Annotated in this window: 13 protein-coding genes; 10 read left to right on the forward strand and 3 right to left on the reverse strand. The window is 73.4% G+C overall.

Features of this window, described 5'->3' with window-relative positions; all coding sequences use genetic code 11:
* Window positions 1-74: 74 nt before the first annotated feature.
* The 3 genes from sigK to BV907_RS02785 all read left to right on the forward strand — a co-directional run bounded on the left by sigK (window position 75) and on the right by BV907_RS02785 (window position 2,013).
* The gene (gene sigK, locus BV907_RS02775) at window positions 75-656 is read left to right on the forward strand and encodes an ECF RNA polymerase sigma factor SigK (protein ID WP_077488391.1); all 582 of its coding nucleotides are present in this window, start codon (window positions 75-77) and stop codon (window positions 654-656) included.
* Complete coding sequence (locus BV907_RS02780; protein WP_077488124.1) at window positions 649-1,467, forward strand: anti-sigma factor; 819 nt, start codon at window positions 649-651, stop codon at window positions 1,465-1,467. The genes sigK and BV907_RS02780 overlap by 8 nt, the downstream gene beginning before the upstream one ends.
* Before the next feature lie 105 nt (window positions 1,468-1,572).
* Entirely contained in the window at window positions 1,573-2,013 is a 441-nt protein-coding gene (locus BV907_RS02785) for a DUF4383 domain-containing protein (RefSeq protein ID WP_077488125.1), read from the forward strand.
* Window positions 2,014-2,108: 95 nt separating this feature from the next.
* Here the strand turns inward: BV907_RS02785 and BV907_RS02790 are convergent, their stop codons facing one another.
* Window positions 2,109-2,780, reverse strand: coding sequence for a phosphoribosylanthranilate isomerase (locus BV907_RS02790; protein ID WP_077488126.1), 672 nt, complete (start codon window positions 2,778-2,780; stop codon window positions 2,109-2,111).
* A gap of 350 nt (window positions 2,781-3,130) precedes the next feature.
* Between BV907_RS02790 and BV907_RS02795 the strand changes: the two genes are divergently transcribed.
* The 4 genes from BV907_RS02795 to BV907_RS02810 all read left to right on the forward strand — a co-directional run bounded on the left by BV907_RS02795 (window position 3,131) and on the right by BV907_RS02810 (window position 6,418).
* Complete coding sequence (locus tag BV907_RS02795; RefSeq protein WP_077488127.1) at window positions 3,131-3,826, forward strand: FadR/GntR family transcriptional regulator; 696 nt, start codon at window positions 3,131-3,133, stop codon at window positions 3,824-3,826.
* Between the two features lie 64 nt (window positions 3,827-3,890).
* Complete coding sequence (locus BV907_RS02800) at window positions 3,891-4,922, forward strand: zinc-dependent alcohol dehydrogenase (protein ID WP_077488128.1); 1,032 nt, start codon at window positions 3,891-3,893, stop codon at window positions 4,920-4,922.
* Window positions 4,900-5,313: a 6-pyruvoyl trahydropterin synthase family protein gene (locus BV907_RS02805; protein WP_077488392.1), complete on the forward strand. Its 414-nt coding sequence runs from the start codon at window positions 4,900-4,902 to the stop codon at window positions 5,311-5,313. Before BV907_RS02800 ends, BV907_RS02805 begins: the two co-directional genes overlap by 23 nt.
* Before the next feature lie 25 nt (window positions 5,314-5,338).
* Window positions 5,339-6,418, forward strand: a complete 1,080-nt coding sequence (locus tag BV907_RS02810; protein WP_245827755.1) for a glycosyltransferase — start codon at window positions 5,339-5,341, stop codon at window positions 6,416-6,418.
* Between the two features lie 45 nt (window positions 6,419-6,463).
* On the opposite strand, the gene BV907_RS02815 is transcribed toward BV907_RS02810, so the two are convergent.
* The gene (locus BV907_RS02815) at window positions 6,464-6,712 is read right to left on the reverse strand and encodes a cell division protein CrgA (protein ID WP_077488393.1); all 249 of its coding nucleotides are present in this window, start codon (window positions 6,710-6,712) and stop codon (window positions 6,464-6,466) included.
* A 190-nt stretch (window positions 6,713-6,902) separates the two neighbouring features.
* Between BV907_RS02815 and BV907_RS02820 the strand changes: the two genes are divergently transcribed.
* From BV907_RS02820 to BV907_RS02825, 3 genes are read left to right on the forward strand one after another with little or no spacing between them, the layout of a single operon-like run.
* The gene (locus BV907_RS02820; RefSeq protein ID WP_245827756.1) at window positions 6,903-7,706 is read left to right on the forward strand and encodes a class E sortase; all 804 of its coding nucleotides are present in this window, start codon (window positions 6,903-6,905) and stop codon (window positions 7,704-7,706) included.
* Window positions 7,706-7,873, forward strand: a complete 168-nt coding sequence (locus tag BV907_RS18665) for a hypothetical protein (protein ID WP_175637343.1) — start codon at window positions 7,706-7,708, stop codon at window positions 7,871-7,873. The genes BV907_RS02820 and BV907_RS18665 overlap by 1 nt, the downstream gene beginning before the upstream one ends.
* Entirely contained in the window at window positions 7,870-8,514 is a 645-nt protein-coding gene (locus BV907_RS02825; protein ID WP_077488130.1) for an aminodeoxychorismate/anthranilate synthase component II, read from the forward strand. The genes BV907_RS18665 and BV907_RS02825 overlap by 4 nt, the downstream gene beginning before the upstream one ends.
* A 108-nt stretch (window positions 8,515-8,622) precedes the next feature.
* Here BV907_RS02825 and pknB read toward each other — a convergent pair whose 3' ends face one another.
* The gene (pknB, locus tag BV907_RS02830) at window positions 8,623-10,605 is read right to left on the reverse strand and encodes a Stk1 family PASTA domain-containing Ser/Thr kinase (RefSeq protein ID WP_077488131.1); all 1,983 of its coding nucleotides are present in this window, start codon (window positions 10,603-10,605) and stop codon (window positions 8,623-8,625) included.
* Between the last annotated feature and the right edge of the window lie 4 nt (window positions 10,606-10,609).

Raw genomic sequence — 10,609 nt, forward strand, 5'->3', positions numbered from 1 at the left:
CTACCGCGCGTCGGGCGCCGACTCGCCCACGGATGCTGGAGACGGCCGTGGCCCCACGTGAGACAGTGGTCTACATGCCGGACCGTGAGCGCGGGACCCATGCCTCGGCACCCGACCTCGACGAGCTCATGGCCCGCGTGGCGCGGGGGGACCATGCCGCCTTCGGGCACCTCTACGACGCACTCGCCCCGCTCGTGCACGGGCTCGTGCTGCGGGTGGTCCGCGACCGGGCGCAGAGCGAGGAGGTCACCCAGGAGGTCTTTCTCGAGGTGTGGCAGCAGGCCCGGAGGTTCGACGCCGACCGCGGCCGCGCCCGCGCCTGGATCACCGTCATGGCGCACCGCCGGGCCGTTGACCGGGTCCGGGCCGCTCAGGCCGCGGCCGACAGGGACCTGCGCGAGGGCATCAAGGAGTTCCAGGAGAGCTACGACGACGTCGAGGACCGTGTCGAGGTGGCACTCGAGAGCGAGCGGGTCAGCCGGGCCCTGGACTCGCTCACGGACGTCCAGCGGCAGGCCATCCGGCTGGCCTACTACGGCGGCTACACCTACGGGGAGGTCGCCGACGCCCTGGGGCTTCCCCTGGGCACCGTGAAGACGAGGATCCGCGACGGGATGATCCGCCTGAGGGACGTGTTGGGAGTGAGCCATGGATGATCAGCTGCATCTGCTGACCGGCGCCTACGCCCTCAATGCGCTCGACGACGACGAGCGCGCCCGCTTCGAGGGCTCGCTCGCGTACGGGCACCCGACCGCGCAGGAGGCGCGCGAGCTCGCCGAGACCGCGGCCCTGCTCGCGTCCGGGGCGACGCCCAAGGTCCCGCCCTCGGACCTCAAGGCCCGGCTCATGTCCCAGATCGAGGGGACCCCCCAGTTCGAGGCTGGGCCACGCCTCAGCAACGCGGGGTCACCTCTCAGCGATGCGGGGTCACCTCCTGCGCGCGCCGACCTCAGGGCCGTTCCCCCCGCCCACGCCCCGCGGCTCGCGCGCCCGGCCCGGTGGCTCCCCGCCGCGGCGGCAGTCCTGCTCGCCGCCGCGCTCGGCGCCGGGACGTGGGGCCTCCGCGCCCAGCAGGAGCGCGACGACGCCCTCCGCCAGCTCGCCGCGGCGCAGGGCGCCCCGAGCGCCGTCATGGGCAGGATCCTGGCCGCCCCGGACGCCAGGCTCCGGGAGGCCACGCGGCCCGAGGGCGGGACCCTCCTCATCGCGCACTCGCGGCAGGACTCGCTCGCGGGCGTCATGACGCTCGGCCTGCCCGCGCCTGGCGAGGGCAAGGTCTACGAGCTGTGGCTCATCGACGCCGCGGGGAACGCGACGCCCGCAGGCCTGATTGTCGGGGACGGCACCACGTGGAACGAGCTCACGGGAGGCGTGGGCGCGGCGTCGTACCTCGGGGTCACGGTCGAGCCAGCGGGCGGCTCGCCGCACCCGACGACCAAGCCGGTCATGCTTGAATCCATCCCGTGACGTGTGAAGCCAATCCGTGCTGGGAAAGAGCTCCGAACTAGGAGTGCGGGCATACCGCACCGGCGCGCCGGAGGACGCCGCCGGACGATAGTGAAGGAGCGTCTCATGTCCACCTCAGCCATCTCGCACCGCACGCCGCTCGAGATCGCGGCCATGGCGGTCGGGGCCGTGTTCCTGCTCGTGGGAGTCCTCGGCTTCATCCCCGGCATCACAACCGGTTCGGGACTCGGCATCGCGGGCCACGGCTCGGACGCCTTCCTGCTCGGCGTGTTCCAGGTCTCGGTGCTGCACAACATCGTCCACCTGCTGTTCGGCATCGCCGGGATCACCCTCGGCCGCACGAGCTCCGGCGCGAAGGCATACCTCGTCTACGGCGGCATCATCTACCTCGTGCTGTTCGTCTACGGACTCATCTTCAGCGGTCCCATGGCTGCAAACTTCGTCCCGCTCAACGCGGCGGACAACATCCTGCATGTGGTCCTCGGCATCGGCATGCTCCTCCTCGGCCTCGTGCTGGGTCGGGCGATGCCGGGCACGCGCCGCTGAGCGCGGTCCGCACCTTCCATCCGGTGGCCACCTCCCGGTGACGGGAGGTGGCCTAACACCGTCCATGTCCGGGCCGGCGTCGTGCTGGTGAGGAGTCAGGCGGGCCGGGCGTTCGCGATGAACTCCCGGATGAGGCCGAGGTCCTTGACCCCGCGCGAGGACTCGACGCCGCTCGAGACATCCACACCCCCGGGCCGCAGGCCCGCGACGGCCTCGGCCACGTTCGCGGGGGAGAGGCCGCCGGCCAGGATCCAGAAGCCGTCGGGCGCCTCGGTGAGCTCCTCGGCGGTGATGCGTGTCCCCGAGCCGGGGACGGCCGCGTCGAGCAGGAGCCTGTCCGGAGTCGTCCACCCGGCGGCGCGCCGGGCCGTGTAGTCGCCTGCGGCGAGGGCGCGGATCACCCGGAATCCCAGGGCGCGCAGTCCGTCCGCGGCCGAGTCCGGCTCCTCGCCGTGCAGTTGGACCGTGTCGACGCCAGCCTCGCGCGCGAGCCGCTCGACGACGTCGGGCGCCTGGTCCCGCACGACGGCGACCGTCTCGACGTCCCGGCCCGCGCGGCGCGCCGCGTCCCGGGCCACGGCGACGAGCTCGGCCGCGCGGCCGGCGTCGACCGTCCGCGGACTGCGCTCGGCGAGCACGAAGCCGAGGGCGTCCGCCCCCGCGGCGACGGCGGTCTCGACCGATTCGGGTGTGGACAGCCCGCAGATCTTGACCCACAGGTGCGCGCCGAGCGGCGCGTGGGTGGGCTGGGCGGAGGGCTGAGTCATCCCTCCAGTCTAAAGTTCCTCCCAGTCCGAGCTCGTCACTCCCAAGATGCGAGGTCACCTCTCAACGTCCCGGGGTCACCTCGCAAGGTTGCGGGGTCACCTCTCAACGATGCAGGGCCAATGTCAGTTCAATGACTCCGCAACGCAGGGAGGTGACCCCGGAACGTAGGGACGTGACCCCGCATCGCTGGGAAGTGACCCCGCAAAATTGGGACGTGGCGTGGTTGTGGATCACTGGCCCTTTGATTGGACGAGCCAATAGGACACTGGGCCTCCTTGTGAGTGCTTGGGTACGATAAGACCGGGCCCGAGGGGCGAGGCCCACGGTCATCGGAAGGCGATGGGGAAGCATGGCTGCTGGAGGAAAGATCGACCGGGTCGAACGCCCGCGGCTCTATGAGCAGGTCGTGGAGCGGCTGATCAACCACGTCATCGCGCAGCGCCTCGAGCCGGGGGACCGGCTCCCGCCCGAGCGCGACCTCGCGGAGAACCTCGGCGTCTCGCGGGCCACCGTCGCGCAGGCGCTCGTCGCGCTCGAGGTGCTCGGGGTCATCAACGTCCAGCACGGCAACGGCGCCGTCCTGCTCTACCGCCCCTCGAACGCCGCCGTCCTGCGCGGTCTGCGCGAGCACACGGACCGTCTTCCGGACATCGTCGACGCGCGCAGCGCCGTCGAGACCAAGATCGCTGCCCTCGCCGCGTCCCGCCGCACCGACGAGGACCTCGAGCAGATCGAGGACGCCCTGCACGTCATGGGCGAGGACATCGCCGTCGGCGGCCGCGGCCTCGAGGGGGACGAGCTCTTCCACGCCGCCATCACCGCCGCCGCCCACTCCTCGGTCCTGGCCCGCATGATGGGCCAGATCGCGGACCTCGTGCGCGAGACCCGCATCGAGTCCCTCGGCCAGGAGGGCCGGCCGGAGAAGTCCCTCGAGTCCCACCGCGCGATCGTCGAGGCGATCCGCGCCCAGGATCCCGACGCCGCGGCGCGGGCCATGGCCGAGCACATCGAGCTCGTCTCGGACGTCGCGCTGCTGAGGCCGTAGCCCAAGGTCCCGCCGCCCGCCCCTCTGGCTTCACCCCCGACACCATGGGTAGGGTCGGGGGACCATGGCGACTGCGCGCGACGGCACGGACCTCTCCGCCACGGCCTACTGGACCACGGGTCCGTGCCGGGGCGAGCTCCGCCGTGAGCGGCTCCCCGCGCCGGGCACCGGCGAGGCCCTCGTCCGGACCCTCTACTCGGGCCACTCGCGCGGCACGGAGACCCTCGTGCACACGGGCCACGTGCCCGAGCGCGTCGCGGGGATCATGCACGCCCCGCACCAGGAGGGCGAGTTCCCGGCCCCCGTGAAGTACGGCTACCTCTCCGTCGGCGTCGTCGAACAGGGCCCCCCCGGGCTCGAGGGCCGCACGGTCTTCTGCCTCTTCCCGCACCAGGACCGGTACGTCGTCCCAGCCTCGGACCTCGTCCCGCTGCCCGACGGCGTCCCTCCCCGCCGCGCCGTCCTGGCCGGCGCCGTCGAGACCGCCGTCAACGCTCTGTGGGAGGCCGGGCCGTGCATCGGCGACCGCATCGCCGTCGTGGGCTGCGGGCTCATCGGCGCCTCGCTCGCCGGGCTCCTGCGCCGCTTCCCGCTCGCCCGGCTCGAGGCCGTGGACAGGGACCCCGCGAAGGGCCGGCTAGCGGCCGCCCTCGGCGTGCCGTTCGCGTCCCCCGAGGACGCCGCCGCCGACTGCGACATCGTCTTCCACGCCTCCGCAAGCCCAGAGGGCCTCGCCCGCTGCCTCGAGATCGTGGGGGACGACGGCGACGTCATCGAGCTGTCCTGGTACGGCGACGGCGGCGTGAGCGTTCCGCTGGGCGCGGACTTCCACGCCCGGCGCCTGACGCTGCGCGCGAGCCAGGTCGGCAAGGTCGCGCGCCCGCGCCGGCACCGGCGCACGACGGCGGATCGGCTCGCCCTCGCCGTCGGCCTCCTCGAGGACGAGGCCTTCGACGCGCTGCTCGGCGGGGAGACCGCCTTCGCCGAGCTCCCCGAGACCATGGACCGCCTCGCCTCCGGCGAGCTCCCCGGCCTGTGCCACGTGATCCGCTACCCGCAACCCGAGGAGGGGCATGTTCAGCCTGACCGTCCGTGACCATGCGATGATCGCCCACAGCCTGCCGCGGGAGGCCTTCGGGCCCGCCCAGAAGCTGCACGGGGCGACCTTCGTCGTCGAGCTCACCGTCCGCGCCGAGACCCTCGACGAGAACTCGACCGTCATGGACATCGGCGAGGCGTCCAAGATCCTCGCGGACGTCCTCGACCCCCTCCGGTACCGCAACCTCGATGACCACCCCGACTTCGACGGCCAGCTCACGACGACGGAGGTCATCGCCCAGCATGTGGCCGGCGCCGCGGCGGAGCGGCTCCGTGACCGCGACCACCTCGCCGCGGTCGAGGCCACCCTGCGCGAGCACCCGGACGCGTGGGCCTCGTGCACGGTGGAGCTCGGCGGCCGCCCGAAGGGGCGGCGTCGGCGGTCCTAGGCCGGCGGTCCTAATGGGTGCGCGGGTGCGCCTCGTGGCCGCGGAGGGCCTGGGCTACGCCTCGGGTGGCACGGTGTTCAACGAGTGCCTCGCAGACGCCCTGCGCGGGCTCGGCGCGGCCGTCGAGCTCCGGGGCGTCCCCGGCGCGTGGCCCGTGGGCAGCCCGGCGGACCGGGCCCGGCTTGCGGCCGCGCTCGCGCTCGGGGATGGCGCGGACGACGGCGGGACGTGCCTCCTCGTCGACGGCCTCCTCGCGTGCGGGGCGCCCGAGGAGACGGCGCGCGCCGCCGCGGACGCCGAGGCGGGGGGCCGGCTGGGCATCCTCGTGCACATGTCGCTGCCCGACGCCCCTGGGCTCGAGCCGCCCGAGGCCGAGCGGCTCGCCCGGCTCGAGAAGGCCGCCCTCGCCGCCGCCCACGCCGTGTTCAGCCCGAGCGAGTTCGCCGCCCAGCGGCTCGCCCGGCGGCACGGGACGGCCGCGCGCGTGGCGAGGCCCGGCGTCGTCCGCGCCCCCGAGGCGCCGGGGAGCCTCGCCGCGTCCGGGGTGCCGCGCATCGTGTGCTTCGCGGCGCTCCTGCCGGGCAAGGGGCAGCTCGGGCTCGTGCGCGCGCTCGGGGCGCTGCGGGACCTCGCATGGACGGCTGAACTCGCGGGGCACGACGGCGCCGACCCCGCCTACGCCGACGCCGTCCGCTCGGAGGCCGGCCGGCTCGGGATCGCCGGGCGCGTGGACGTGCCGGGCGAGCTGCGCGGGAGCGCGCTCGAGGGGGCGTGGGACCGGGCGGACCTGACCGTGCTGCCGTCCGCCTCGGAGACGTTCGGGCTCTCGGTCGCGGAGTCGCTCGCGCGGGGGATCCCCGCCGTCGTCGGCGCCGGGACGGGGGCCGAGGAGGCCCTCGGCCTCTCCCTCGCGGGTGGGCTCGGCCTCGCGGGCACGGCGTGCGGAACCGGCGAGGGGGAGCTCGCGCGCGTGCTTGGCGCGTGGCTCACGGACGCATCCCTGCGGGCGCGGTGGCGGGAGGCCGCGCGTGCCGCGAGGCCGCTCCTGCCGGGCTGGGACGCGACGGCGCGGGCGGTCGCCGAGGGCCTAGGCTTCGCGGTGTGAGCGCGCGGGCCGGCCGCGGGGGCACGCGCGCGGGGGAGGATCCCGTCAGCCGCGCCAGCGCAGGGTCATGAGGAACCCCGTTATCGCGATGCCGAAGCCGATCAGGATGTTCCAGTTGCCCAGCTGCGGCAATGGGAACGTGCCCTGGCTGATGTAGAACGCGATGATCCACAGCAGGCCGAGGACCATGAGCCCGAACATCACGTACTTGTACCACTGCGGCGTGGGCCCCGCGGGCTTCGGGCTGCGCGCAGCACGGGTCCGGGCGGTGCGGCGCTCCTTGGATTCGGGCACTGGTCCTCCTTGGGCCGCTTCGGCTGCGCCGGGACCCCTTGATATCCTGCTGACAGTGTGGCTCGCGCGCGCGTCAAGCGCAGGCGTGCCGACGCTTTGGGTGTTTCTCGGCTGTCATTCTAGACGCTGCCCCCGTGCCCGGGGTGCAGCCCGGGGGCGATGGCCTCGCGTTCACGAAGGAGGGGGGCCCGTGGCCGCAACACGCACCGCCGCGCGCAGGGCTGCAGAGAGGGGCAGCGACCGTCCGCACGGCCGACGGCGCCCGGCACGCGGGGCCTTCGCGCTCCAGGTGCTCGGGGAGCTGCTCCTGACCGTCGGGGCGATCGTGGTCCTGTTCGTCGTGTGGCAGCTGTGGTGGACCAACGTCGAGGCCGACGCCCGGCAGGGCGCCGTCGTCCGCGAGTTCGCCCAGGAGATCCAGGCCCCGGCTCAGCCGCCCGCCACTCCGGCCCCCACCCCGCCGGACTACGGCCCCGCCCCCGTGCCCGAGGGCTTCGCGAACGGTGACGTCATCGGCGTCATGTACATCCCGCGGTTCGGCGAGAACTACACCCGCCCCGTGCTCGAGGGCGTGGGCCGCGACGTCCTCGACACCCTCGGCCTGGGCCACTACCCGATGACGACGCTGCCCGGCGCGCCCGGCAACTTCGCCCTCGCGGGCCACCGCCAGACCCACGGGGCCGTGCTCGATAACATCGACCAGCTCCAGCCGGGGGACAGGATCTACCTGCAGACCCGGGACGCCTACTACACGTACGTGTTCCGCAACAGCGAGATCGTGCTGCCGACCGCGACCGACATCCTGCTCCCCGTGCCGCACGCTGCCAATGCCACCCCCACGGAGAGCCTCCTGACGCTCACCACGTGCCACCCCCGGTACGGCAACCAGCAGCGGTTCATCGCCTACTCCGTCCTCGATTCCTGGCAGCCGGCGTCGGCCGGCCCGCCCGCGGAGATCGCCGCCCGCGTCGCTGCGGCCATGGGAGGTTCCTGATGTACGCCTGGATCTTCCGGCACCTGCCGGGCCCGCTGTGGGTGCGCATCCTCACGTCCGCGCTCCTCATAGGCGGCGCCCTCGTGCTCCTGTTCCAGTACCTGTTCCCCTGGATCAACGAGCTCACCAATGTCTCCAGCAACACGATTGGCCTCATCCTGCTATGACCACGCGCATCCTCGTCATCGACAACTACGACTCCTTCGTCTACACCCTCGTCGGCTATCTGCAGCAGCTGGGCGCCGAGACCACGGTGGTGAGGAACGACGACGTCTCGCTCGCCGAGGCGATCGAGCTCGCGGCCGCCCGCGACGCCGTGCTGATCTCCCCCGGGCCGGGCAACCCGGCCGAGGCGGGCGTGTGCATCGAGCTCATCCGCTGGTGCGGGGAGAACGCCAAGCCCATGCTCGGCGTGTGCCTCGGGCACCAGGCCCTCGCCGAGGCCTACGGCGGCACGGTCACGCATGCCCCGGAGCTCATGCACGGCAAGACCTCCCTCGTCGAGCACGAGGGCCGGAGCGTCTTCGCGGGCCTCAAGAGCCCCTTCACGGCCACCCGCTACCACTCGCTCGCGGCCGTCGCCGAGACCATCCCGGACGTCCTCGAGGTCACCGCCCACACGCACTCCGGCGTCGTCATGGGCCTTCAGCACAAGACCGCGCCGTTGTGCGGCGTGCAGTTCCACCCCGAGAGCGTCCTGACCGAGGGCGGCTACCAGATGCTCGGAACGTGGCTCGAGTCCATCGGCCTCAAGGGCGCCGCCGCCACGGCCGCGACGCTGAGCCCGCTCATCACGAGCGGAAGCTGACTCGCACGGCGGGCGTACCCTCCCCTGCCATCGGCTGCTGACGTGGCCGCCGTTCTGAGCTGCCAGAACGCGGGTTTCGGTTCAGCCGATGCCCTTCTCAGGGGAGGGTCAGTCGTTTCCCGAACCGGACCGGGTGCTCGAGGGCTTGGGCGACGGTGACGCCTCTGACGGTGTAGGGCTCGGCGCCGGGGCCACCGCGACGGTCAGCACCACCGTCCCGCCCTGGTCCACGCTGCCCTCCGCCCCGGGGCTCTGCGCCGTGACGGTTCCCGGCGCGACGACCGAGTTCTCCTGCTGGCGCACGTCCGCCTTGAGCCCGAGGTCGGCGAGGGCCTTCTGCGCCTCCTCGAGGGTCTTGCCCCTCAGCTCGGGGACGGTGACCTTGCCGGTCGAGACCGTGAGGACGACCTCGGTGCCGACCGCGACCGTCTGCCCCACGCCCGGGTTGGTGCTGATCACGGTGCCGAACTGCGCAGTGGGGTGGTTCGCGAGGACCGATCGTGCGGCGACCTTGAGCCCGAGGCTCTGCAGGGTGGAGCGGGCGCCCGCCTCGGTCGCGCCGACGATCGACTCGGGGATCGTCTGGCTCGAGGGGCCCTTCGAGATCTCGAGGGTGATCCTCGAGCCCTGGTCGAGCTGCGTGCCCACCGCGGGGATGGTCCGCACGGCGTACCCAATCGGCACGGTCGCGTGGTTCACATGCTCGAGAACGGGCTGGAGGCCCACGCCCTGGAGGGTCAGGGCGGCCTGGGTCTCGCTCATGCCCTCGACGCCTGGGACCTCCACCGTGGCGACGGCCGCCGGCTGGTTCATGTAGTTGTAGAGCCAGAGTCCGCCGGCCCCCACGAGCAGGAGGGACATGACGAGCAGGACGGCGATCCACGCGCCGCGGCGGCCGCGGCCCCGGCGGGCCCGGTCCTCGTCGCGCGCGTCGTCGAAGTCGATGAGCCCCGCCGCCTGCGGCGGCGCGACCGGGATCTCCCCCGTGTCGCCGAGGTGCGTGAGGGCCGCGTGGCGACCCGTCGCGGTCGCGTCGCCGTTGGGGCCCGGGACACCCGCGGGTCCGGCCTCGGGCACCGCCTGCGTGGCGGCGGTGGGGACGCCGGCGGCGTCCCCGGCCACGACGGCCGCGCCCACGCCGGCCCCCGCCGCGGCGGCGCCGAGCGCCGCCGCGGGGACCCCGGCGTCGTCCGCGTCTGCGCCTGCGTCTGCGATGGCGGCCTGGGCGGGGACGGGCACGCCTGCGCGGGCGGCGCGCAGGGCGCGGCGGAACGCCCCCGCGTCCTGGAACCGCTCGGCGGGATCCTTGCGGAGGGCCTTGTCGAGCACGCTCTGCAGCGCGTCGGAAACCTCGGGATTGAAGTCCGAGACGGGCTGCGGCGTCGCCTGGACGTGCTGGTAGGCCACCGCGACCGGCGAGTCGCCCACGAAGGGCGGCCTGCCGGCGAGGAGCTCGTAGAGCAGGCACCCGGCCGAGTAGAGGTCGCTCCGGGAGTCCACGACCTCGCCCTGCGCCTGCTCGGGCGAGAGGTACTGCGCGGTGCCCACGACGGCCTGCGTCTGCGTCATGGTCGCCGAGGAGTCGGCCGTGGCGCGGGCGATGCCGAAGTCCATGACCTTGACCTCGCGCGTGTCCCGGCAGACCATCACGTTGGCCGGCTTGATGTCCCGGTGGACGATGCCCTGCCGGTGGCTGTACTCGAGCGCCGAGAGCACGCCGAGCACGTACTCGACCGACTCGTCGACGGTGAGGGCCCCGCCGCGCACGAGTTCCCGGAGCGTCTGCCCGGTCACGAGCTCCATGACGATGTAGGGCACCTCGACGGACTGCGGGCCGCTGTCGTCCGGCGAGTGCTCGCCCGTGTCGTAGACGGCCACGATCGAGGGGTGGCTGAGCCCGGCGACCGCCCGGGCCTCGCGCTCGAACCGGACGCGGAACTGGCGGTCCCGGGCCATGTCCGGGCGCAGCATCTTGACCGCGACGGTCCGGCCCAGCCGGAGGTCCCGGGCCTCGTAGACGTCGGCCATCCCGCCTCGGCCCAGGAGCTTGCCGAGCTCGTAGCGGCCCGACAGGGTGAGGGGACGCGGCATGGGG

The organism is Sinomonas mesophila, from assembly GCF_001999765.1.
Taxonomy (GTDB): Bacteria; Actinomycetota; Actinomycetes; order Actinomycetales; family Micrococcaceae; genus Sinomonas; species Sinomonas mesophila.